The sequence below is a fragment of the Variovorax flavidus genome (assembly GCF_030317145.1).
Taxonomy (GTDB): Bacteria; Pseudomonadota; Gammaproteobacteria; order Burkholderiales; family Burkholderiaceae_C; genus Variovorax; species Variovorax flavidus.
In genome coordinates this window covers 865,239-888,043 of the sequence record NZ_JASZYE010000001.1, presented here as the reverse complement: position 1 = coordinate 888,043, position 22,805 = coordinate 865,239, and the positions used below count along the sequence as shown (strand labels likewise).

24 protein-coding genes are annotated in these 22,805 nt (G+C 65.5%); 20 read left to right on the top strand and 4 right to left on the bottom strand.

Annotation, left to right across the window (positions count from 1 at the left end; genetic code table 11):
- The first annotated feature begins 44 nt into the window (after positions 1 to 44).
- The 12 genes from QTH90_RS04300 (at position 45) to QTH90_RS04245 (ending at position 9,480) form a co-directional block, all read left to right on the top strand.
- The gene (locus QTH90_RS04300; protein WP_286663279.1) at positions 45 to 185 is read left to right on the top strand and encodes a hypothetical protein; all 141 of its coding nucleotides are present in this window, start codon (positions 45 to 47) and stop codon (positions 183 to 185) included.
- A 31-nt stretch (positions 186 to 216) separates the two neighbouring features.
- Positions 217 to 1,173 (top strand): sulfonate ABC transporter substrate-binding protein, encoded by a 957-nt coding sequence (locus tag QTH90_RS04295; protein ID WP_286663278.1) that lies wholly within the window; start codon positions 217 to 219, stop codon positions 1,171 to 1,173.
- Between the two features lie 9 nt (positions 1,174 to 1,182).
- On the top strand, positions 1,183 to 2,352 hold the full coding sequence (ssuD, locus tag QTH90_RS04290; RefSeq protein ID WP_286663277.1) for an FMNH2-dependent alkanesulfonate monooxygenase: 1,170 nt from the start codon (positions 1,183 to 1,185) through the stop codon (positions 2,350 to 2,352).
- Between the two features lie 26 nt (positions 2,353 to 2,378).
- Positions 2,379 to 3,212 carry an aliphatic sulfonate ABC transporter permease SsuC gene (ssuC, locus tag QTH90_RS04285; RefSeq protein ID WP_286663276.1) on the top strand — a complete coding sequence of 278 codons (834 nt, stop codon included), beginning with the start codon at positions 2,379 to 2,381 and terminating at the stop codon, positions 3,210 to 3,212.
- Between the two features lie 13 nt (positions 3,213 to 3,225).
- The gene (locus QTH90_RS04280) at positions 3,226 to 4,191 is read left to right on the top strand and encodes an aliphatic sulfonate ABC transporter substrate-binding protein (protein WP_286663275.1); all 966 of its coding nucleotides are present in this window, start codon (positions 3,226 to 3,228) and stop codon (positions 4,189 to 4,191) included.
- 5 nt (positions 4,192 to 4,196) lie between these two features.
- Positions 4,197 to 5,021 carry an ATP-binding cassette domain-containing protein gene (locus QTH90_RS04275; protein WP_286663274.1) on the top strand — a complete coding sequence of 275 codons (825 nt, stop codon included), beginning with the start codon at positions 4,197 to 4,199 and terminating at the stop codon, positions 5,019 to 5,021.
- A 45-nt stretch (positions 5,022 to 5,066) separates the two neighbouring features.
- Positions 5,067 to 5,282: a TOBE domain-containing protein gene (locus QTH90_RS04270; protein WP_028250350.1), complete on the top strand. Its 216-nt coding sequence runs from the start codon at positions 5,067 to 5,069 to the stop codon at positions 5,280 to 5,282.
- 7 nt (positions 5,283 to 5,289) lie between these two features.
- The gene (locus tag QTH90_RS04265; protein WP_286663273.1) at positions 5,290 to 6,333 is read left to right on the top strand and encodes a methionine ABC transporter ATP-binding protein; all 1,044 of its coding nucleotides are present in this window, start codon (positions 5,290 to 5,292) and stop codon (positions 6,331 to 6,333) included.
- Positions 6,326 to 6,991, top strand: coding sequence for a methionine ABC transporter permease (locus QTH90_RS04260; RefSeq protein ID WP_286570063.1), 666 nt, complete (start codon positions 6,326 to 6,328; stop codon positions 6,989 to 6,991). The genes QTH90_RS04265 and QTH90_RS04260 overlap by 8 nt, the downstream gene beginning before the upstream one ends.
- A 32-nt stretch (positions 6,992 to 7,023) precedes the next feature.
- A complete protein-coding gene (locus QTH90_RS04255; protein ID WP_286663272.1) occupies positions 7,024 to 7,830 on the top strand; it encodes a MetQ/NlpA family ABC transporter substrate-binding protein in 807 nt (268 codons plus the stop codon).
- Between the two features lie 103 nt (positions 7,831 to 7,933).
- Entirely contained in the window at positions 7,934 to 8,848 is a 915-nt protein-coding gene (gene epsC, locus QTH90_RS04250; RefSeq protein ID WP_286663271.1) for a serine O-acetyltransferase EpsC, read from the top strand.
- Between the two features lie 80 nt (positions 8,849 to 8,928).
- Entirely contained in the window at positions 8,929 to 9,480 is a 552-nt protein-coding gene (locus QTH90_RS04245; RefSeq protein ID WP_286663270.1) for an NADPH-dependent FMN reductase, read from the top strand.
- 37 nt (positions 9,481 to 9,517) lie between these two features.
- On the opposite strand, the gene QTH90_RS04240 is transcribed toward QTH90_RS04245, so the two are convergent.
- Positions 9,518 to 10,165 (bottom strand): FMN-dependent NADH-azoreductase, encoded by a 648-nt coding sequence (locus tag QTH90_RS04240; protein ID WP_286663269.1) that lies wholly within the window; start codon positions 10,163 to 10,165, stop codon positions 9,518 to 9,520.
- Positions 10,166 to 10,296: 131 nt separating this feature from the next.
- Between QTH90_RS04240 and QTH90_RS04235 the strand changes: the two genes are divergently transcribed.
- The 7 genes from QTH90_RS04235 to QTH90_RS04205 all read left to right on the top strand — a co-directional run bounded on the left by QTH90_RS04235 (position 10,297) and on the right by QTH90_RS04205 (position 16,358).
- Complete coding sequence (locus QTH90_RS04235; protein ID WP_286663268.1) at positions 10,297 to 11,214, top strand: LysR family transcriptional regulator; 918 nt, start codon at positions 10,297 to 10,299, stop codon at positions 11,212 to 11,214.
- 152 nt (positions 11,215 to 11,366) lie between these two features.
- The gene (locus QTH90_RS04230; protein WP_286663267.1) at positions 11,367 to 11,945 is read left to right on the top strand and encodes an RBBP9/YdeN family alpha/beta hydrolase; all 579 of its coding nucleotides are present in this window, start codon (positions 11,367 to 11,369) and stop codon (positions 11,943 to 11,945) included.
- Positions 11,942 to 12,943, top strand: a complete 1,002-nt coding sequence (locus tag QTH90_RS04225) for a sulfate ABC transporter substrate-binding protein (RefSeq protein WP_286663266.1) — start codon at positions 11,942 to 11,944, stop codon at positions 12,941 to 12,943. Before QTH90_RS04230 ends, QTH90_RS04225 begins: the two co-directional genes overlap by 4 nt.
- On the top strand, positions 12,944 to 13,837 hold the full coding sequence (gene cysT / locus QTH90_RS04220; RefSeq protein WP_286663265.1) for a sulfate ABC transporter permease subunit CysT: 894 nt from the start codon (positions 12,944 to 12,946) through the stop codon (positions 13,835 to 13,837).
- Entirely contained in the window at positions 13,834 to 14,733 is a 900-nt protein-coding gene (gene cysW, locus QTH90_RS04215) for a sulfate ABC transporter permease subunit CysW (protein ID WP_286664458.1), read from the top strand. Before cysT ends, cysW begins: the two co-directional genes overlap by 4 nt.
- A 12-nt stretch (positions 14,734 to 14,745) precedes the next feature.
- On the top strand, positions 14,746 to 15,837 hold the full coding sequence (locus QTH90_RS04210) for a sulfate/molybdate ABC transporter ATP-binding protein (protein ID WP_286663264.1): 1,092 nt from the start codon (positions 14,746 to 14,748) through the stop codon (positions 15,835 to 15,837).
- A complete protein-coding gene (locus tag QTH90_RS04205; RefSeq protein WP_286663263.1) occupies positions 15,822 to 16,358 on the top strand; it encodes a disulfide bond formation protein B in 537 nt (178 codons plus the stop codon). Before QTH90_RS04210 ends, QTH90_RS04205 begins: the two co-directional genes overlap by 16 nt.
- Here QTH90_RS04205 and QTH90_RS04200 read toward each other — a convergent pair.
- The 3 genes from QTH90_RS04200 to QTH90_RS04190 all read right to left on the bottom strand — a co-directional run bounded on the left by QTH90_RS04200 (position 16,328) and on the right by QTH90_RS04190 (position 19,185).
- Positions 16,328 to 17,020, bottom strand: coding sequence for a P-loop NTPase family protein (locus tag QTH90_RS04200; RefSeq protein WP_286570075.1), 693 nt, complete (start codon positions 17,018 to 17,020; stop codon positions 16,328 to 16,330). The genes QTH90_RS04205 and QTH90_RS04200 overlap by 31 nt on opposite strands.
- A 107-nt stretch (positions 17,021 to 17,127) precedes the next feature.
- Positions 17,128 to 18,420, bottom strand: a complete 1,293-nt coding sequence (locus tag QTH90_RS04195; protein ID WP_286663262.1) for an alpha/beta fold hydrolase — start codon at positions 18,418 to 18,420, stop codon at positions 17,128 to 17,130.
- Positions 18,421 to 18,429: 9 nt separating this feature from the next.
- Positions 18,430 to 19,185: a hypothetical protein gene (locus tag QTH90_RS04190; protein ID WP_286663261.1), complete on the bottom strand. Its 756-nt coding sequence runs from the start codon at positions 19,183 to 19,185 to the stop codon at positions 18,430 to 18,432.
- Positions 19,186 to 19,289: 104 nt separating this feature from the next.
- Here QTH90_RS04190 and smc point away from each other — a divergent pair, with 104 nt between their 5' ends.
- Positions 19,290 to 22,805: a chromosome segregation protein SMC gene (gene smc / locus QTH90_RS04185; RefSeq protein WP_286663260.1), complete on the top strand. Its 3,516-nt coding sequence runs from the start codon at positions 19,290 to 19,292 to the stop codon at positions 22,803 to 22,805.

Genomic DNA, 22,805 nt, shown 5'->3' with positions numbered 1-22,805 from the left:
CCGCGGCGCGCGGCGCGGGATTTCCTTTGCCCAGAAAGAAAAACATGCCCCCCGTTCTGACCGACAACTTCCAACCGGCGCGCCGTCCATGGCGGGTAGTGACCGACCTGGCGATCGGCGTGCTGGTTGTGGTCGCGGTCGCACTCATCGCCAGTTTTCTCGCGGCCACTTCGGCCCCTCTGTGACGCCATCCTTACCTTCACCAGAAGCACGCACATGACACAGCATTCATCGACACGGCGGCAACTGATCCAGGGCGCCGCTGCGGCCATCGCGCTGCCTGCGCTCTCCGCCTTCGCTCAGGCGCCGGCACGTCAGCTGCGCATCGGCAACCAGAAGGGCAGCCTGAGCCTGCTCAAGGGTCGGGGCACGCTGGAAAAGCGCCTCGCGCCGTTGGGCGTTTCGATCAAGTGGACGGAGTTCACCGCCGGGCCGGTGCAGCTCGAAGCGCTCAATGTGGGCTCGATCGACTTCGGCGACGTCGGCGAAGCACCGCCGATCTTCGCGCAGGCAGCCGGTGCGCCGCTGGCCTATGTGGCTGCGACGGTGCCTCGGCCGCAATCCGAGGCGGTGCTGATTCCCAAGGGCTCGGCGATCCAGTCGGTGGCCGATCTCAAGGGCAAGAAGGTCGCGCTCAACAAGGGCAGCAACGTTCACTACTTCCTGGTCAAGCTGCTGGAGAAGCACGGTCTCGCCTACGGCGACGTGAATGTCGTCTTTCTGCCGCCGGCGGATGCACGCGCCGCCTTCGAGAAGGGATCGATCGACGCATGGGTGATCTGGGATCCCTTCCTCGCCTCGGCGGAGAAGACGCTCGATGCCAAGGTGCTGGCCGACGCCACAGGCGTGGTGGGCAACAGGGCCTACTTCTTCTCGTCGCTGGACTACGCGCAGAAGAATCCGGACGTCATCAAGATCCTCATCGACGAACTCGACAAGGTCGACCAGTGGGCGCAGGCCAACCCCGGCGCCTTCGCCACCGAGCTGTCGGCCATCTGGGGCATTCCCAAGCCCGTGGTCGATGTTGTTGTGGGGCGCACGAAGTTCGGCACGGGGCCCATCACCAAGGCCATCCTCGGCGAGCAACAGAAGATCGCCGACACCTTCTTCACGCTCGGGCTGATCCCGAAGAAGATCAACCTGCTCGACGCCGCGGCGGCGGGCATCGCCTGAGAACGCGCCATGCAAATCCTCTGGTTCCTCCCCACCCATGGCGACAGCCGCTACCTCGGTTCCACCGAAGGTGCGCGAACGGTCGACCTGGCCTACCTGCAGCAGATCGCCGGCGCGGCCGACAAGCTCGGCTACGAAGGCGTCCTGATTCCGACCGGCCGCTCCTGCGAGGACCCGTGGGTGATTGCGTCGAGCCTGATCGGCGCCACCTCGCGGCTCAAGTTCCTGGTTGCGGTGCGGCCGGGACTGCACCAGCCGAGCCTTGCAGCGCGGATGGCCGCGACCTTCGACCGGCTTTCCGGCGGGCGGGTGCTGGTGAACCTCGTGACCGGTGGCGACCAGGCCGAACTCGAAGGCGATGGCGTGTACCTCGACCATGCTGCGCGCTACGAGCAGTCGGCCGAGTTCATCCGTATCTGGCGCGAGATCATCGCGCGCAGCCATGACGGCCAGAGCTATGACTACGAGGGCAAACACCTGAGCGTGAAGGGCGCAAAGCTCTTGTTTCCGCCGACGCAGAAGCCGTATCCGCCCGTGTGGTTTGGCGGATCGTCGGCCGCGGCACACGATCTCGCGGCCGAGCAGGTCGATGCCTATCTGACCTGGGGCGAGCCGCCCGCCGAAGTGGCGAAGAAGATCGCCGACGTGCGCGAACGCGCCGCTCGCCGGGGACGCACCGTGAAGTTCGGCATCCGGCTGCACGTCATCGTGCGCGAGACCGAAGACGAAGCATGGCGCGCCGCTGAATCCCTGATCAGCCGCGTGGACGACGAAACAGTGATTCGCGCGCAGGCGGCGTTCGCACGCATGGACTCCGAAGGCCAGCGCCGCATGGCTGCGCTGCACGCCGGTGGCGCCAAGCGGACGCGTGCGGACCTGGAGATCAGCCCGAACCTGTGGGCCGGCGTGGGCCTGGTGCGTGGCGGCGCGGGCACGGCGCTGGTGGGCGACCCGAAGACGGTTGCCGCGCGCATCGAGGAGTACGCGGCGCTGGGCATCGACAACTTCATCTTCTCGGGCTATCCGCATCTGGAAGAGGCGTATCGCTTTGCGGAGCTGGTGTTCCCGCTGTTGCCGCGCAAGCAGCGTCCGGGACTGCCGGGCGAGACCTTGACCGGGCCCTTCGGTGAAGTTGTCGCCAATCTGGATGCGCCATCGCGCCTCCGCTCGCAGAGCTGATCGCGCAGCGATTCAAAAGGACTTCCATGACTGAACAAGTGCAGACCTTGCCAGCCTCCGCGCCATCGCTGAACGCCCCCAAGGCCTTCGCGATCGGCGTCGCCAGGCGCCTCGTCCCCTGGCTCGTGCCGGTCGGCCTCATCGTGGTGTGGCAGATCGCCTCGTCGCTCGGCTGGCTCTCGACCCGGGTGCTGCCCGCGCCCATCGACGTGGTCAAGGCCGCGTGGACGCTGGCCGTGTCGGGCGAGCTGTGGACGCACGTGAAGGTGAGTGCCGGGCGCGCTCTGGCCGGGCTCGCGATCGGCGGCGGTCTGGGCCTCGCACTGGGCTTGCTGACGGGTTCGGTCAAGTTCTTCGAGACGTTGCTCGACTCCAGCATCCAGATGGTGCGCAACATTCCTGCGCTGGCGCTGATCCCGCTCGTGATCCTCTGGTTCGGCATCGACGAATCGGCCAAGTTGTTCCTGATCTCGGTGTCGGTGTTCTTTCCGATCTACCTCAACACCTTCCACGGCATCCGCAACGTCGATCCGCAACTCATCGAGATGGGTCGGACCTACGGGCTCACGCGCTGGCAGCTCTACAAGGAAGTGATTCTTCCGGGCGCGATGTCGTCGATCCTCGTCGGCCTGCGCTTCTCGCTCGGGCTGATGTGGGTGATCCTGATCGTGGCGGAGACCATCTCCGCGCAATCCGGCATCGGCTATCTCACGATGAATGCCCGCGAGTTCCTGCAGACCGACATCGTGCTGGTGGGCATCCTGCTCTATGCACTGCTCGGCAAGCTGGCCGACCTGTTTGCGCGCGGGCTGGAGCGTTGGTGGCTGCGCTGGCATCCCGGCTACAGCGTCGCGAAGTGAAGGAGCAACGAAGATGACTCGCACACTGTCCTTCACCCGTCGCGGTGCACTGGCGACGCTGGCTTCGGTCGCCGGCGGCCTGGCCTTCGCGCAGAACAACACGCCGTCGACCGTGCGCATCGGCTACCAGAAGTCGTCGACATTGATCGTGGTGCTGAAGACCCTGGGCACGCTCGAACGCCAACTCGCGCCGCTGGGCGTGAAGATCGGCTGGCACGAGTTCACCAGCGGCTTGCCGCTGCTGGAAGCGCTCAATCTCGACAACCTCGACTTCAGTGCCGACGTGGCCGACACCGTGCCGGTGTTCGCCCAGGCGGCTGGCGCCAAGCTGACCTTCGTGGCGCAGGAGGCACCTTCGCCATCGGCCCAGGCCATCGTGGTTCGTGCTGATTCGCCGATTCGCTCGGTTGCCGATCTCAAGGGTCGCAAGGTCGGGTTTGCCAAGGCGGCGGGCGTGCACTACCTGCTGATCGCCGCGCTCGACAAGGCGGGTCTCACGTTCAAGGACATCGAGCCCGCGTACCTCACGCCGGCCGATGGACGCGCGGCCTTCGAACGCGGTGCGATCGACGCGTGGGTGGTGTGGGATCCGTTCCTTTCCGCAGCGCAGAGGCAATCCAGCGTGCGCGTGCTGGCCGACGGCACCGGCATCGCGTCCTACCAGCGCTACTACCTGGCAGGCACGCCTTTCGCGCAATCCCGGCCGGATGTCCTGCGCGTGCTGTACAGCGAACTGCAGAAGGCGGGCGCCTGGGTCAAGCAGAAGCCCAAGGAAGCGGCAGCGTTGCTTGCGCCCGTGTGGGGCCTGGATGCCGCCACGGTCGAGCAGGCCAACGCGCGCCGCAGCTACGAAGTACGGCCGGTGGTGTCCGGCGGACTCGGCGAACAGCAACGCATTGCCGATGCCTTCTTCGCCGAGAAGCTGCTGCCCAGAAAAATCAATGCGCTCGATGTGGCGCTGTTCACCCCGGGAGCCTGAAGACCATGAGCGCCATCCTCCATCCAACGAACGACGAGGGTCCGGGCGGCGTGCGCCTGGACATCCGCGGCTTGTCCAAGCGCTACGGCGAACGCGAGGTGCTGCGCAACACGCAGCTCTCCATCGAGCCGGGGCAATTCATCGCCATCGTCGGTCGCAGCGGTTGCGGAAAGAGCACCTTGTTGCGGCTGATCGCAGGTCTCGAAGAGGCCTCCGAGGGCGCGCTCTACACGGACGGCAAGGCCATCGATGGCTTGCATGACGACACACGGATCATGTTCCAGGAAGCGCGGCTGCTGCCGTGGCGCCGCGTTCTCGACAACGTGACGCTGGGCCTGCCCGCGGAGAGCCGTGCGCGTGGCGAGGAGGTGCTGGCGCAGGTGGGCCTGGCGGAGCGCCGCGGCGAATGGCCGGCACGCCTGTCGGGCGGGCAGCGGCAGCGTGTGTCGCTGGCGCGGGCGCTGGTGCACCACCCGCGTCTGCTGCTGCTCGACGAGCCGCTGGGCGCGCTCGATGCCCTCACTCGCATCGAGATGCACCGCCTGATCGAGAGCCTGTGGCAGCGCCATCGCTTCACCGCACTGCTGGTCACGCACGACGTGCAGGAGGCCGTTGCGCTGGCCGACCGCGTGATCCTGATCGAGGACGGCCGCATCGCGCTGGACGAAACCATCTCGCTGGCGCGGCCGCGCTCGCAAGGCGATCCGGCCTTCGCGGCGATCGAGAAACGCATTCTCGATCGCGTGCTGCAAAAACCCGACAACTCCGAGCCGGCGAATGACACCCGCTGGGCCGATGGTCCTGCACACGTGCTGCGCTGGGCGGTGTGAGCGCAGGCGATTCCTGACCTTTCTTTTTCAACCAAGGAGCTTTCCATGTCCATCCAAGCCATCAACGTCCGCAACCAGTTCAAGGGCAAGGTCCGCGAGATCATCCGCGGCGACGTCGTTTCCGAAGTCGACGTCGAGACCGCATGGGGCATCGTGACCTCGGTGATCACCACGCGCTCGGTCGACGAGCTGCAGCTCAAGCCTGGTTCCGATGTGGTCGCTCTGGTGAAGTCGACCGAGGTGTCGATCGCCAAGCTTTAAAATGGGGATGATCCAACTCTCTGACATTCACCAGATCTATGACGGCCCGAGCGGGCCGGTCGAGGCTCTCAAGGGCATCGACCTGACGGTGGCGCCGGGCGAAGTGTTCGGCGTGATCGGGCGCAGCGGGGCGGGCAAGAGCTCGCTGGTGCGCACCATCAATCTCCTCAATCGCCCCGTGCGCGGCAGCGTGCGCGTCGACGGCCGCGAGCTCACGGCACTGGACGATGCCGATTTGCGCGCCGCTCGCCAGGGTATCGGCATGATCTTCCAGCACTTCAACCTGCTGGCTTCGCGCACCGTCTATGACAACGTGGCGCTGCCGCTCGAACTTGCGGGCCTGCGCCCGTCGGACATCCAGGCCCGCGTCGAGCCGTTGCTTGAACTCGTGGGCCTCACCGGCCTGCGCGACCGCTATCCGGCGCAGATCAGCGGCGGCCAGAAGCAGCGCGTGGGCATCGCGCGTGCGCTGGCCAACCGGCCGAAGGTGCTGCTTTCAGACGAAGCCACCTCGGCACTGGACCCCGAGACCACGCGCTCGATCCTCGCGCTGCTGCAGCAGATCAACCGTGAGTTCGGCCTGACCATCGTGCTCATCACGCATGAGATGCAGGTCATCAAGCAACTCGCGCAGCAGGTCGCGGTGATCGACCATGGCCGCATCGTGGAGCAGGGCGCCGTGCTCGACGTCTTCACACGGCCGCAGCACGAGACCACGCGCAGCCTGCTCGACGACATCGCGCCACAGGCCTTGCCCGAGAGCGTGCTGGCGCGGATCCGCGCCCTGATGCGCGACGGTGGCAGCCAGGCGCCCCAGCTCCTGCGCCTGGCTTTCGCAGGCGACGACGCGGCGGACCAGCCGCTGCTGTCGCAGGTGATTCGCCGCTTTGGGATCGACCTGTCGATCGTGCATGGCCAGGTCGACGAGATCCAGGGACGGCCTTTCGGCTCGCTGGCCGTGCTGGCGCGAGGCGCGGGCGAATCGGTGGCATCGGCGGTCGCGTATCTGCGCGGCGCCGGCGTCGTGGTGCAGGAGGTGGCGCATGTTTGACGTCTTCACCGGCCCCATGCTGGAACTCTTCGCGACCTCGCTCTGGGAAACCATCGTGATGGTCGGCATCTCGGGATTGATCGGTGCCGCGGTCGGCGTTCCGCTCGGCGTGTACCTGCACCTCACGGATACGGGCGGCGTTCTGCAGAATCGGCCCGCCAATCGAATCGTCGGCGCCATCGTCAATGCGGTGCGCTCGACACCTTTCATCATCCTGCTGGTGGCGATCATCCCGCTCACCCGCCTGTTGACGGGCTCGTCGATCGGCACCGCGGCGGCCGTGGTGCCGCTGAGCATCGCGGCTGCGCCTTTCGTGGCACGGCTGGTCGAAACCTCGCTGCGCGAGGTCGATCGCGGTCTCGTCGAGGCGGCCCAGGCCATGGGCGCGACCACGCGCCAGATCGTCTGGAAGGTGCTGCTGCCCGAAGCCTTGCCCGGCATCGTGGCCGGCGTGACGATCTCTTTCGTGAGCCTCACCGGCTACTCGGCGATGGCGGGTGCGATCGGCGGGGGCGGCCTGGGCGACCTGGGCATTCGCTACGGCTACCAGCGCTTCCTGCCCGAGGTGATGCTCGCCGTGGTGATCGTCCTCATCCTGTTCGTGCAGGCGCTGCAAAGTGGTGGCGACTGGCTGGTGCGCAGGCTCAGCCACAAGTAGTTTTTTTCTCTCTCCCACAAGGAACACGTTTCATGAATCAACCCAAACGCAAGCTTCTCCAGTCGGTCGTCGCCCTGGCGATCGTGACGGGCTTTGCGACCGCGCCGGCATTTGCGCAGGACAAGCCGCTCAAGATCGGCGTCACCGGCGGCCCGCACGCCCAGATCTTCGAGCAGGTCAAGAAGGTCGCCGAGAAGGACGGCCTCAAGATCCAGGTCGTCGAGTTCAGCGACTACGTGCAGCCGAACGCCGCGCTGGCCGCGGGCGATCTCGACGCCAACAGCTACCAGCACAAGCCGTACCTCGACCAGCAGGTCAAGGACCGCAACTACAAGCTGGTGGACGTGGCCTACACCGTCAACTTCCCGATCGGCATCTATTCGAAGAAGGTCAAGAACCTGAAGGATCTGAAGGAAGGCGCGCGCTTCGGCATGCCCAACGACCCGACCAACGGAGGTCGCGTGCTGCTGCTCTTGCAGGACCAGGGGTTGATCAAGCTCAGGCCCGAAGCCGGCCTCAAGGCCACGCCGCTCGACGTGATCGAGAACCCGAAGAAGATCAAGTTCGTCGAGGTCGATGCGGCGCAGCTGCCGCGTACGCTCGACGACCTCGATGCCGCCGGTATCAACACCAACTTCGCGCTCTCCGCCGGCCTCAATCCGGGCAAGGATGCGATCGCAAAGGAGGGCGCGAAGAGCCCCTACGTGAACATCCTGGTCGTGCGTGAGGCGGACAAGGGCAAGCCCTGGGTCGCCAAGCTGGTGAAGGCCTACCACTCGGACGAGGTGCGCAACTACATCCAGAACGAGTTCAAGGGTTCGGTCCTCGCGAGCTGGTAAGCCGTCGGGACAGCACTTGGCAGGGAAACCTGCCGAGTAACCCGGTCGCGGTGGGGTTTTGTGCGATGCTGCATGGTCGAACCCCACCACCGGAGGACAAGGCATGTCTCACTTCGACGTCAGCGACATCGTCTCCGCGCTGCGCGCTGCACGCGACGAATGGCGCGATTCACAGAAGCGCTCGCGCGAGCCCGGCAGCCGCGAGTTTCCTTCGCGCGACGCGCTGGCAGGGATCGTGGAGTCCCTGAAAGGCGCGCTCTTTCCGATGCGCCTCGGTCCGCCCGACCTGCGGCACGAGAGCGAGGATTTCTATGTCGGCTACACACTGGATTCGGCACTGCAGTCGCTGTGGGTGCAAGCCTCGCTCGAGCTGCGCTACACGGCGCGCCATCAGCCGCGTGCAGCCGAGGAAATCGATGCGCAAGCCACGGCCGCGGTGCGTGAATTCGCGGCTGCGCTTCCCGGCATCCGGCGCCTGCTCGACGGCGACGTGCTCGCGGCCTTCCAGGGCGACCCGGCGGCACGCAGCGTCGACGAAGTGCTCCTGTGCTATCCGGGCATCCTCGCGATGGTTCATCATCGTCTGGCACACCGGCTCTACGGGCTCGGGCTGCCACTGCTTGCGCGCATCGTGGCTGAACTGGCGCACAGCCAGACCGGCATCGACATCCATCCGGGCGCGCAGATCGACGCGGGCTTCTTCATCGACCACGGTACGGGGGTCGTCATCGGCGAAACCGCGGTGATCGGCAAGCGTGTGCGCATCTACCAGGCCGTGACGCTGGGCGCCAAGCGCTTCCCGATCGACGTCGAAGGCAATCTGCAGAAGGGTCAGCCGCGCCATCCGGTGGTGGAGGACGACGTCGTGATCTATGCCGGCGCAACCATCCTCGGCCGTGTCACGCTCGGCAAGGGCGCAACCATCGGTGGCAACGTGTGGATCACCGACGACGTGCCGCCGGGTGCCAGCGTCTCGCAGGCCAGCCTGCAGAACGCACCGCAGCGCCGGGCGACGTGATCAGCCTTTTCTAGATAAGGTCTTGTGCGCTTTGCACAATTTGTCGCGACTCTCTTCAACCCCGCTTCCAAGGAGTTTTCATGAGCCAGACCAAGATTGCTGTCGTCATCGGCAGCCTGCGCAAGGATTCGTTCAATCGCAAGCTCGCACTGGCGATAGCGCATCTCGCTCCCGAGGATTTCACCTTCGAGCATGTGCGCATCGACGACCTGCCGCTCTATGACCAGGACCAGGACGGCAATCAGGCGCCGGCGGTCAAGCGTCTCAAGACTGAGATCGCGGCCGCCGATGGCCTGTTGTTCGTCACGCCCGAGTACAACCGCTCGATTCCGGGCGTGCTCAAGAATGCGCTCGACAACGCGTCGCGGCCCTACGGCCAGAGCGCATGGGCCGGCAAGCCGGCAGGTGTGGTGGGAGTGTCTGTCGGCGCCGTGGGCACCGCGGTTGCGCAGCAGCATCTGCGTACCATCCTGGCCTACCTCGACGTGCCGACCCTTGGCCAGCCGGAGGTCTTCCTGCAGAACAAGGAAGGCATGTTCGACGACAAGGGCCACATCGCCGAAGGAAGCAAGCAGTTCCTGCAGACCTGGGTGGAAAAATACGTGGCCTGGGTCAAGAGCCACAAGGGCTGAGCCCCCGCCCGCATCGGGCGAAGGCTCAGCCTGAGAATCAAGCTGCCAGGGTGGCCTGATCCTGATTGGCAGCCTTGCCGATGGCTGCAGCGATGTCGGCACGGGCCGAGCCGATCGCAGCGGCCTTGGGAGCATCACCCATCGCCACGCCTTCGGCGCGAACGAAGCGCACATCGGTCACGCCGAAGAAGCCGAAGACCACCTTCAGATAGCTTTCCTGGTGTTCCATCGCCTGGCCGCCTTCGCTGGTCGAGTAGATGCCGCCGCGGGTCGAAGCGACGATCAGGGTCTTGCCGGTGGCGAGGCCGACGGGGCCCTTGTCGGTGTACTTGAAGGTACGGCCAGCTTGCGCGAGGCGGTCGATCCAGGCCTTGAGCTGGGTCGGCACCGTGAAGTTGTAGAGCGGGGCGCCAACCACGATCACGTCCGCGGCGAGGAACTGGGCCACCAGGCGCTCGGAGACTTCGTTCTCGTGACGCTGGGCCTCCGTCGGCTCGGCTTGCACGCCAACCTTGATGCCAAGTGCGTCAGCGCTGAAGTGATTGGGAGCATCGACCGCCAGGTCGAGGTACTCGACCGTCGTGTTCGGATGGCCCTTGCGCCATTCCGCCACCACTTCAGCCGTGAGTTGGCGGGAAACGGAGTTGGTTCCCAGGACGCTGGAATCGACGTGCAGCAGTTTCATGATCAATGCTCTTTCTTGGAAAGTGCCGGCACTGAAATCGGTCGGCGTGGGGAGAATTCTATTTTTGTGGCGATTCTTTGATAAGTCGGCAAAAATGGCTTAAATCGTTCCATAGATAGGACAATGAGGCGATGCAAGACCTGAACGACATGGTGTTTTTTGCCGAGGTCGCGGAGCGGGGCGGCTTTGCCGCAGCGAGCCGCGCGCTAGGTGTGCCGAAATCCCGGTTGTCACGGCGGGTGGCCGACCTCGAGGCCGAACTCGGGGTTCAGCTGATGCAGCGCAGCACCCGGCGCTTGTCGCTGACGCCCGCCGGCGAGATCTATCTGCGGCATTGCGCCGCGATGCGCGATGCGGCGCAGGCGGCGGCCGAAGCGGTGGCTCAGGTGCAGACCGAGCCGAGCGGCACGGTGCGGCTGAGCTGCCCCGTGACGCTGGCGCAAAGCAGCGTCGGCCCACTCATGCCGCAGTTCATGGCGCGCTATCCCGCGGTGCGTGTCGAGATGCGCGTACTGAACCGGCCGGTCGATCCGGTCGAGGAGGGCGTGGATCTCGCGCTGCGCGTTCGGCCCGAGATCGAGGACAGCGCCACGCTGGTCGCGAAGACCTTCGGCATCAGCCGGGGCATCCTGGTCGGCAATCCCGAACAGCTTCGGCGCCAGGGGCCGGTGCTGCTGCCGGCGGACTTGCACAAGATCGACACCGTGGCGATGTCCACTGGCGATGGACGCGCCAACTGGCGCCTCGAAGGCCCGGCGGGCAAGGTGATCGTGCACACGCACACGCCGCGTTACGTCGCCGACGACCTGCTGACGCTCAAGTTCGCGGTCGTGCAGGGGACCGGCGCTTCGGTGCTGCCCGACTACATGTGCCGCAACGAACTCAAATCCGGGACGCTGGTGGAAGTGCTGCCGGGCTGGGGGCCCGCGCCGGGCATCACCCACGTCATGTTCCCAGCCCGTCGTGCGCTGGTGCCGGCGGTGCGGCGGCTGATCGACTTTCTGGTCGAAAACCTGGACAGCGACGAGCCGCACGATCTTGCCGGGTGAGTCCTTATGCGCAAAACGCCATATTCAAACAAGTAGATATTCGTTTGTCATTGAAGCAATGCTTTAGAGAATCGCCGGTCCCCCTCCCATCCAAGAGCAACCATGGCGACCCTGCGATCCGGCGACATCGCCCTCAACCTCATCGGCCCCGCGTGACTCGCCCGACCATCGTCATCGTGCCGGGCTGGCGAGACTCCGGTCCCGGCCATTGGCAGAGCCTTTGGGCCGAGCGGATGCAGGGCGCCGTGCGCGTGCAGCAGGACGACTGGGTCACGCCGAATCGCGCCGCCTGGGTGGCTTCGCTCGAAAAGCTCGTGCTCGAAAGTCCGGGCCCGGTGGTCATCGCCGCCCATAGCCTGGGCTGCATCGCGACCACACATTTGTCGGAAGCGGCTGCCGCGCGCATCGGCGGCGCACTGCTTGTTGCGCCAGCGGACCCTGAGCGCCGCGCCGTGCTGACTGATTTCGCGCCCGTGCCGCATGCGAAACTGCCGTACCGCAGCATCGTCGTGGCAAGCAGCAACGACCCTTATTGCCCGGTGCGGTTGGCGGGCGCGTATGCCCGCGCCTGGGGAAGCGAATTCGTTCGGATGCAGAATGCCGGCCACATCAATATCGAATCCGGGCATGGCGACTGGCCTTTGGGCCTGGCGCTGCTCCAATCCCTGACGGACGAGCCGACCACTCTCATGGACGGCCGTCGAAATTTCGAACCTTTGGCAACTCTATGACTTCCAGAATCAAGACGATCCTCGGCGCTTTGGTGCTCGCCGCCAGTGGCGCCGCTTCGGCCCAGACCACGCTCCTCAACGTTTCCTACGACGTGGCGCGCGAGTTCTACAAGGACTACAACGCCGCCTTCGTGGCCAACTACAAGAAGACCACGGGCAAGGAAGTCAAGATCGACCAGTCGCACGCAGGCTCCAGCGCCCAGGCGCGCGCCGTGGCCGACGGCCTGGAGGCCGACGTGGTGACAATGAACACCACCACCGACATCGAGTTCCTCGCCAATGCCGGCGTCGTGGCCAAGGACTGGGCCAAGCGCTTCCCGTACAACGCCGCGCCCACCACGTCGACGATGCTGTTCCTGACGCGCAACGGCAACCCCAAGGGCATCAAGGATTGGGACGACCTGATCAAGCCCGGCGTGCAGGTCGTGATCGTCAACCCGAAGACCGGCGGCAACGGCCGCTACGCCTACCTCGCGGCCTGGGGCTATGTGAAGAAGAAGGGCGGCACCGACGCGCAGGCGGCCGAGTTCGTCGGCAAGCTGTTCAGGAACGTGCCCATCCTCGCCCGCGGCGGCCGCGACGCGACCACCGCCTTCCTGCAACGCAACATCGGCGACGTACTGATCACCTTCGAATCCGAAGTGGTCTCCATCGATCGCGAATTCGGTGCGGGCAAGGTCGATGCCGTGTATCCGTCCATCAGCATCCTGGCCGAGAACCCGGTCGCCGTGGTCGAGCGCACGGTCGCGAAGAAGGGCACCGGCGAACTCGCCAAGGCCTACCTGGACTATCTCTACTCCGACGAAGCGCAGGAGATTGCGGCCAAGCATGCGCTGCGCCCGCGTTCCGAAGCCGTGCTCAAGAAGTTCGCCTCGACCTTCAAGCCGGTCCAGCTCTTCACGGTGCAGGAACTGTTCGGCAGCCTGAGCGAAGCGCAGAAGGTGCACTTCAATGACGGCGGCCAGTTCGACAAGCTCTACACGCCCGGCGGCAAGTAAATGAGCGGTGCAGTTTCCTCGGCGCTGCCGTCCTCGGCGGCGCCGCTTGCGCGTGCGGGCAACACAGGAGTGTCCCGACGCGTGCTGCCGGGCTTCCACCTGACGCTCGGCTATTCGGTGCTCTACCTGAGCCTGATCGTCCTGATCCCGCTGTCGGCGCTGGTCTTCAAGACCTTCACGATGAACTGGGAGCACTTCTGGGTGGCGGTGACGGCGCCGCGCGTCATGGCTTCGTATCGGCTGACCTTCGGTGCCTCGCTGATCGCTGCACTGGTCAACCTCGTGTTCGGCCTGCTCGTCGCGTGGGTACTGGTGCGCTACAAGTTTCCGGGCAAGCGCATCGTGGATGCGCTGGTGGACCTGCCGTTCGCCTTGCCGACGGCGGTGGCCGGCATTTCGCTGACTGCGCTGCTCGCCGGCAACGGCTGGGTCGGCCAATTCCTCGAGCCGATGGGCATCAAGCTGGCCTTCACGCCGGCGGGCGTGGTGATCGCGTTGATCTTCATCGGCTTGCCCTTCGTGGTGCGCACGGTACAGCCTGTGCTTGAAGACACCGAGAAAGAGCTCGAAGAAGCCGCGACCAGTCTCGGCGCGACGCGCCTGCAGACCTTCACGAAGGTGATCCTGCCATCGATCATGCCGGCGCTGCTGACCGGCTTCGCGATGGCATTTGCACGCGCGATCGGCGAGTACGGCTCGGTGATTTTCATCGCCGGAAACATGCCCATGATCTCGGAGATCACGCCGCTGATCATCATCGGCAAGCTCGAACAGTACGACTACGCGGGTGCGACAGCCGTGGCGCTGGTGATGCTGGTGATTTCCTTCGTCCTGCTGCTGGTCATCAACGGACTGCAGGGATGGCAACGTCGTCGCTCGGGGGCCTCGTCATGAGCGCGAACGCCCGGACCATCCGCCGCGAAAAAGCGGGTACGACCGAAGCGGCATGGGTGCGTTGGACACTGATCGGCATTGCGCTGGCCTTCATGTTCCTTTTCCTCGTGCTGCCGCTTGCCGCCGTCGCGGCCGAGGCATTGCGCAAGGGGTTCGGCGCTTACGTGGATGCGCTCAAGGAACCCGATGCGTGGAGCGCCATCCGCCTGACCCTGCTGACGGCAGCGATCGCGGTGCCCCTGAACCTCGTCTTCGGCATCGCGGCCGCCTGGGCCATCGCGAAGTTCGAGTTCCGCGGCAAGGCCTTCCTCACGACGCTGGTGGACCTGCCTTTTGCGGTATCGCCGGTAGTGGCCGGCCTGATCTACGTGCTGGTGTTCGGCGCGCAGGGCTGGTTCGGGCCGTGGCTCGCGGCGCATGACATCAAGATCATCTTCGCCGTGCCTGGCATCGTGCTTGCGACCGTGTTCGTGACCTTCCCCTTCATCGCACGCGAACTGATCCCGCTGATGCAGGCGCAGGGCACCGAGGAGGAGCAGGCCGCGATCGTGCTGGGTGCGACCGGCTGGCAGACCTTCTGGCGCGTGACGCTGCCCAACATCAAGTGGGGGCTGATCTACGGGGTGATTCTCTGCAATGCGCGCGCCATGGGCGAGTTCGGCGCGGTATCGGTCGTGTCGGGCCACATCCGAGGCCAGACCAACACCATGCCGCTGCATGTGGAAGTGCTCTACAACGAATACCAGTCCGTCGCCGCCTTTGCGGTGGCTTCGCTGCTGGCGATCCTGGCGCTGGTCACGCTCGTCATCAAGTCCTTCGTCGAATGGCGCCATGAGCGCGAGATGAAGGCCATCGCCGACCTGCCGCCGGAACGACCGACGGCCGTCGCGACCTGAAAGAGAGAAACCATGAGTATCGAAATCCGCAACGTCAGCAAGCAGTTCGGCGACTTCCACGCGCTGCGCGATGTGAGCCTGGACGTCTCGTCGGGCGAACTGGTCGCATTGCTCGGCCCCTCGGGCTGCGGCAAGACCACGCTGCTGCGCATCATCGCGGGCCTGGAAACCGCGGATGCCGGCAGCATCCTGTTCTCGGGCGAGGACACCACCGACGTGCACGTGCGTGAACGCCAGGTGGGCTTCGTGTTCCAGCACTACGCGCTCTTCCGCCACATGACGGTGTTCGAGAACGTGGCCTTCGGCCTGCGCGTCAAGCCACGCAGCGTGCGCCCGAGCGAGACGCAGATCAAGTCCAAGGTACATGACCTCCTGAAGCTGGTGCAACTCGATTGGTTGGCCGACCGTTATCCGTCGCAGTTGTCGGGTGGCCAGCGGCAGCGCATCGCACTGGCCCGCGCGCTGGCGGTGGAGCCCAAGGTGCTGCTGCTAGACGAGCCCTTCGGCGCGCTCGACGCCAAGGTGCGCAAGGAATTGCGCCGCTGGCTGCGTCGCCTGCACGACGAACTGCACGTCACCAGCATCTTCGTCACGCACGACCAGGAAGAAGCGCTCGAAGTGGCCGACCGCGTGGTGCTGATGAACAGCGGCCGCGTCGAGCAGGTCGGCTCTCCGCAGGATGTGTGGGACCATCCGGCGAGCCCCTTTGTCTACGGCTTCCTCGGCGATGTGAACCTGTTCCACGGCCGGGCACACGAGGGCGAAGTGCATGTCGAGGGTATCCGCATCGACACGCAGGAAAGCGCCTTCCGCGACGGCAAGGCGCTGGCCTATGTGCGCCCGCACGACCTGAAGGTCGAGCGCTACACGGCGGGCGCGACCGGCATCGTCGCGACCCTGAGCCGCGCGATCGTCGTCGGTCCCATCGCGCGCCTGGAACTCGAACCGGTCGAATCGAATCCAGATAATCCTGGCTCCGGAACCATCATCGAAGCGCAACTCCCTGCGCAACAGTTCCGGGACCTGGGCCTGAAGGAAGGCGACACCGTTGTCGCCACGCCGCGCAAGGCCCGGGTGTTCGTCGAAGAATGGGTTTCGCCGTGATCGATTGGTATTTTGGTGCGCCTCGACGCGCTCTCGCGCTGATCTGCGCCGCCTGCGTGGCGATGCTCGCCTTCGGCATGTACCTGCAGCATGTGGTCGGCCTCGAGCCGTGCCCCATGTGCATCGTTCAGCGCTATGCGCTCGTGCTGGTCGCCGTCTTCGCGGGTCTCGCGGCGGCGAGCAGCCGCAGGGGACTGCAGGCGACAGGCTCGTTGCTGGGGCTCGTCATGGCCGTCGGCGGCGCCTACACCGCCGCGCGCCAGAGCTGGCTGCAATGGCATCCGCCGGAAGTCGTGTCCTGCGGCCGCGACATCTACGGGATGATCGAGACCTTTCCGCTGCAGCGCGCCTTGCCGATGATCTTCCGCGGCGCTGGCGATTGCTCGCAGATCGACTGGACCTTCCTCGGCCTGTCGATCGCGAACTGGTCCTTCATCGCTTTCACCGTGCTCGCGGTGCTGTTGCTGGTCTTGCTCTTCCGCCCCGCGCGTCAGAGCGGCAGGGTGTCAAAGGCCGCGTAGGCGGTCGCCAGCCAGGTCTTCACGCGTTGGCGTTCGAGCAGCCCCAGGGCGTGCGGGCCTTCGCGGTCGTTGACCGCCTTCCAGAAACTGGTGTTGCGCGCATCGATCTTGCGCATGCTGGCGTCGTGCAGCCGGGGCAGGGCGATGACGCGAGCGCCGTTCGCCGTCGCCTTGCTGAGCGACTGCGACCCGAGCAGCAGGCCGAAGTCGTTTCCGCGGCCGTAGTTCTGCACCACGATGTAGTTCGGCCGATTGCCGAAGGTGTCGATCAGCACGCCCAGCAGGTCGCTCGAATCCTTCCCGTCGTCAAGCACATGCCAGAAGTTGACGGCAACGCCGAGTTCGTCGAACACGTCGAACAGGTCGGACTCCTTGATCCAGCGTGAAAGCGGCGCCAGCGTCTGCGCCGCCAGGTCGACGATCACGCTTTGCTGCGGATTGGTTTCGAAACCGTTCACGACTGTGTCGAGGCCCTCGAAGCTGTCCACCACCACCGGCGAGGCGAAGCCTTCATAGAAGCGGGTGAACGAGCTGTGCGAGCGGTCCGTGTCGAAGCCGACGAAGGGCCGGCTGTGATCGATGAAGTACTGCGCCAGAACCCGTGCCGTGACCGACTTGCCGACACCGCCCTTTTCGCCGCCGATGAAATTGATGGAGCTCATGAGGTTCCTGGGTGAATGGGTTGGAATGTGCGATTTCATTCTAGGGGCCGAGTTGTCGGAGCCAGCGTATGTCGAATGATTTGCTCATTTGGATGCGCTCCAGGCGCTCAGGGGAGGGCGGGCAGTCGGTTCGCCTCGTCACGCATGCGCTGCATGAGCTTGTCGACCATCTCGCTCGACCGAAGAATCGAGACGTGGTCCTCGTCGAAGCCGAAGACGACATCCGCGCGCGATTGAATATCTGGCGCCAGCACGCTGTCGAGCGACACGGCGCCGTCGTTGTTGCCGGAAACGAAGCGCGAGCGCCCGCCGAAGCCGAAGAACAGCGTGTACCGGATGGCGGAGGGCCGCGGGACGACCATCAGTTCGCTCAGGTAGGGCGAGTCGGGTGCCATGTCGAGCCATGAACCGGGGACGCGCGTCGGCCCGATGTCCGCCCAGCGCGCAGCCGAGTGGCCCAGCCAAGGCGTGGAGATCGTCACCACGTGGTGCACCGGCGGCGCGCGGCCTTCGCGCACGATGATGTTCAATGCGCCCCGGGCCACCAGTCCCCCCATGCTGTGCGCGACGACGACACTGGTGGGAAAGGCATACCGGTAGTGAAGTTCGTCGACAGCATTGTTCAAAAACAGGGCTGAGAGGCCGATGGAGAAGCCCGAGGGATAGAAGAAGACCCACGGCTGGAAGCGCGTTCGATCGAGCTTGTCGATGACGAACTCCCAGTCGCGCGGCGATCCGCCCGCCCCGTGCACGAAGATCACCGGGATGCGCTTCGGATCGTAGGGTTCGAGCATGAAGAGCCCGGCGCGGCCTTCCTCGATGAAGCGCAGGGGTTGGAAAAGACCTTCGCGCACCCGGCCCGGTGCGAATCGGCCTTCATCGATGGCGGCCTGCGCGCCAAAACCCTCGTTGCGCCGGCGCACGAGCGCGGCATAGGCCTCGTCGAAGACGGGCGGCAGGATCTTGGCGGTCGCGGTGGCTGGAATCCTGATGCGGCCAAGGCCTTGCGCCGCCGTCGGGGGATCGTTGACTGCATCGATGCTGAGCGCGGTTCCTTCGTAGAGCACCGCGGGCTCGCCGGCCTCGTAGACCATGTCGCGATTCACGTCCTCGAAGGCGAGGATCCCGTAGGAGCCAGGCGGCCCTGCCAGGTGATAGACGCCCCGGCTCCTCGGAATCACGTCGAGAAACACGGGTTCGGGCGCGGTGCCGAGGCGGTAGAGCACGACCACGATCGGGCCGCGAGCTTCCTTCTCGGTCTCCGCGACGCCGGTGAAGTACATCGCGTCGCCCAGCCGCCTCATTTGCTGATCGGCCTGGAGGAGCCCGCAGCCGCTGGCCATTGCGCAGAGCATCATCAGCGCAATACGCAGTGCATGCGAAAGAGCTTCGGTGGCCATTTGTCGGCGTCAGTTCCTGGGAACCATCGAGAAGAACGGCCCGAGACTACCCAAAAACCAGTTCTGGCTGAAGTCGAGCGCCGCACGGCGGTACTTTTCATCGGCCTGGGCGGCCAGCAGATCGAGTCGCGCTACCACCTTGGACAGTTCGCGATCGACCACCAGGTTTCTCCCGCGCTCGCTGATCTCGGTCGCCAGCAGCAAGGGTTGGCCGTCGGGCCCCGTCTTGGAGCCGATGAGCCAAAGCGAAATCTCCACATTGCGCGCCGCGCGAAAGCTGTTCTCGGCGTCTACCCCGTCGAGCATGCTCTGTTCCCAGGTGTTTCCGTTGGCCTGCTTGAGCAGCGAGGCCCAGCCGACCACCAGCGCCGCGACGCGGTCGCCCTCGTAGGGCTTGGGCCCGGTCGTCTCGAAGGCCAGCCGGATGGCATCGATGCCGGTCGCGCCTCGCAGCTGGGGCAGGGCCGGTTCCTGCGAGACCGAATCCCAGGTGCGTTTGATCGCGTCGTCCGCACTGGTGGCCCACTTTCGCCATTCGCGCGGATTGCGCCGGTACAGCGACACCTGCACCCGGCGGACGGACTGGAGGTTGTCGCGCAGCGCGAGGTTGGCGATGCGATTGGTGCCCGTTTGCAGCCATTCGTTGTTGGCGTAGGGCTCGGCGCGCTCGGTCGAGGTGCATGCGGCTCCGCCCATGGCCGCGACGGCTGCGACAGACAGCAAGACACGGCGTCGGAAGGCAGGGAAAACGGGGGTCTCGCTCATGGCTCGCACGTTATCATCCTCGCCTCAGGTGGCGGCCGATCTTCCGGGTCCAGGCCAGTGAAATCTCCTTACAAATCAACACCTTGCCTTTGGGCTGACCCGCCGTGCGTCTCAATTCCATCAAGCTTTCCGGCTTCAAGTCGTTCGCCGAACCCACCAATTTCCTGCTGCCGGGCCAACTTGTGGGGGTGGTCGGGCCCAACGGTTGCGGCAAGTCAAACATCATGGATGCCGTGCGCTGGGTGCTCGGCGAATCGCGCGCTTCCGAATTGCGCGGCGAGTCGATGCAGGACGTCATCTTCAATGGCACGACCACGCGCAAGCAGGCCAGCCGTTCGAGTGTGGAACTGGTGTTCGACAATGCCGACCACCGGGCCGGCGGCCAGTGGGCGCAATTCGCGGAAATCGCCGTCAAGCGCGTGCTCACGCGTGACGGCAACTCCAGCTACTACATCAACAACCAGCCGGTGCGCCGGCGCGACGTGCAGGACGTGTTCCTGGGCACCGGGCTCGGGCCCCGCGCCTACGCGATCATCGGCCAGGGGACGATCAGCCGGATCATCGAATCCAAGCCCGAGGAACTTCGACTCTTCCTCGAAGAAGCTGCCGGCGTCTCCAAGTACAAGGAACGCCGCCGCGAGACCGAGAACCGGCTCGGCGACACGCGCGAGAACCTCACCCGTGTCGAAGACATCCTGCGCGAACTCAACAGCAATCTCGAAAGGCTCGAGAAGCAGGCCGAGGTCGCCGCGCGCTACAACTCGCTGACAGGCGACGCCACGCGCAAGCAGCACCAGCTGTGGTTCCTGAAGCGCACGGAAAGCGAAGCCGACCAGAGCCGCATCAAGGCCGACGCCGAGAAGGCCATCAACGACCTCGAATCGCGCACGGCCGATCTGCGCCACATCGAGGCCGAACTCGAAACCGTGCGGCAGGCGCACTACGCCGCAGGCGACCAGGTCAACCAGGCGCAGGGCAAGCTGTACGAGGCCAGCGCCGAAGTCGGCCGGCTCGAAGGCGAGATCCGCTTCGTGGTCGAAGGCCGCCAGAGGGTGGAGCAGCGGCTTGTGCAGTTGCGCGAACAGATCGCGCAATGGAGCGCCCGCCGCGAGGACGCCGAAGCCGAGATCGAGACACTGGCCGGCCAGGGCGTGAATGCCGAAGAGCAAGCCGAACTGTTGGCCGCGCAGCTCGAAGAGCACGACGCCCGCATGCCCGAACTGGAGGACGCGCAACAGCGCGCGCAGGACGAGGCCAACGCCCAGCGCGCAACCGTCGGGCAGGTGCAGCAGCAGATCCAGGTGCTCGCGGCCGACCAGCGCAACATCGAAGAGCAGAGCCGCCAGCTCAACCAGCGTGCCGAGCGTCTGCGCAGCGACCAGAACGCGCTGGCGGCGCCGGACGAAGCGCGCTTGCGCGATCTCCAGGAACAACTCGCCGCTGCGCAGGAAGCATCCGCCGAAGCCGATGCACGGTTGCAGGACCTGCAGGAGGCCGTGCCGCAACTCGACGACGATCGCCGCACACGCCAGCAGGCCGTCAACACCGAAGGCGCACGCCATGCCGAACTCTCGGCACGGCTCGAGGCGCTCAAGGCGCTGCAGGAAAAGGTCAAGACCGACGGCAAGCTCGCTCCCTGGCTCGCCAAGCACGGCCTCGAAAGCCTGCAAGGCCTGTGGAGCCGCATCCACATCGAGCAGGGTTGGGAAAACGCCCTCGAATCCGCCTTGCGCGAGCGCCTGGGCGCGCTCGAAGTCAGCCGGCTCGACATGGTCCGAGCCTTCGGCGGTGATGCGCCGCCGGCCAAGCTGGCTTTCTACACGCCGCCGGTGGCTGGTGTTCCGCAGGGCCCGGCCACGATGCCGCGCCTGTCGGACTTGCTGCGCCTCAGCGACGCCGGCCAGCAGGCCTTGCTGAACGAATGGCTGCACGGCTGCTTCACAGCGGAAACGCTGGAGGACGCGCTCGCGCAGCGCGAGAAGCTCCAGGCCGGCGAGGTGATCTACGTCAAGAGCGGGCACGCCGTCACCGCGCACAGCGTGAGCTTCTATGCCCAGGACTCGGAGCAGGCCGGTTTGCTGGCCCGCCAGCAGGAAATGGAGAACCTGGAGCGGCAGTTGCGCGCCCAGACGCTCATCGCCGACGAGTCGCGCACTGCGCTTGCACGCGCCGAGGCCGCCTACGGCGACGCCGCCCAGCGCCTTGTCACGGCGCGCCGCGAAGCCGCCGACACGCAGTCGCGCGCCCACGAGCTTCAGGTCGAGACACTGCGCCTCTCGCAACTGGCAGAGCAGACGCGTGCCCGTAGCGAGCAGCTGTCCAACGATCTCGGCGAAGTGGTCGCGCAGCTTGAGGAATTGCAGGAGCGGCGCATCGCTGCCGAGTCGCGCTTCGAAGAGCTGGACATGCAACTGGCCGACAGCCAGGAACGCCACGCCCAACTCGACGAACGCGTGATCGAAGCGGGGCGCGCGCTGGCCGCGAGCCGCGAACAGCATCGCAGCCTGGAGCGCCAGGCGCAGGAAGCGACTTTCGCGCAGCGTACGCTCGAAGCGCGCCGCGGCGAACTCAGCCGCGCCATCGAAACCGCCACGCAGCAGACCGTGTCGCTGAACGAGGAGGACGAACGCGCCCGGGCCGAACTCGGTCGCCTGTCCGACGCGGCGGCGCAGGCCGGCCTGCAGGATGCGCTGTCGCTCAAGCTCGAACGCGAATCCGCGCTCGGCGCCTCGCGCAGCCAATACGACGACCTCACGCTCAAACTGCGCGCCAGCGACGAACGCCGCCTGCAACTCGAACGAGAACTTGACCCGCTGCGCCAGCGCATCACCGATTTCCAGCTCAAGGAACAGGCGGCGCGCCTGGGCTTCGAGCAGTATCAACAACTGCTGACCGATGCCGAGGCCGATCTCGAAGCAGTTGCCCTGTCGATCGAAACCGACAAGGTGCGGCTCACTGGCCTGCAAAGCGAGATCGATCGCCTGAACCGTGAAGTGGCGTCGCTCGGCGCCGTCAACCTCGCGGCGCTCGACGAGCTGAACGTGGCGCGCGAGCGCAAGACCTTCCTCGACTCCCAGTCGGCCGACCTGAACGAGGCCATCGGCACACTGGAGGACGCGATTCGCAAGATCGATGCCGAGACGCGCGACCTTCTCGGCGGCACCTTCAAGATCGTCAACGAGCACTTCAGTCGCATGTTCCCCGAGCTGTTCGGCGGCGGCAATGCCAAGCTCATGATGACCGGCGACGAGATCCTCGACTCCGGTGTGCAGGTGATGGCACAGCCTCCCGGCAAGAAGAACCAGACCATCCATCTGTTGTCGGGCGGCGAGAAGGCGCTGACGGCCATCGCGCTCGTGTTCGCGATCTTCCAGCTCAACCCCGCGCCGTTCTGCCTGCTGGACGAAGTGGATGCGCCGCTGGACGACGCCAACACCGAGCGCTACGCAAAGCTCGTGACCGCCATGAGCCGCGAAACCCAGTTTCTCTTCATCAGCCACAACAAGATCGCGATGGAAATGGCCGAACAACTCATTGGCGTGACCATGCAGGAGCAGGGCGTTTCGCGCATCGTGGCCGTGGACATGGAATCGGCCGTCTCGATGGTCGAAGCAGCCTGA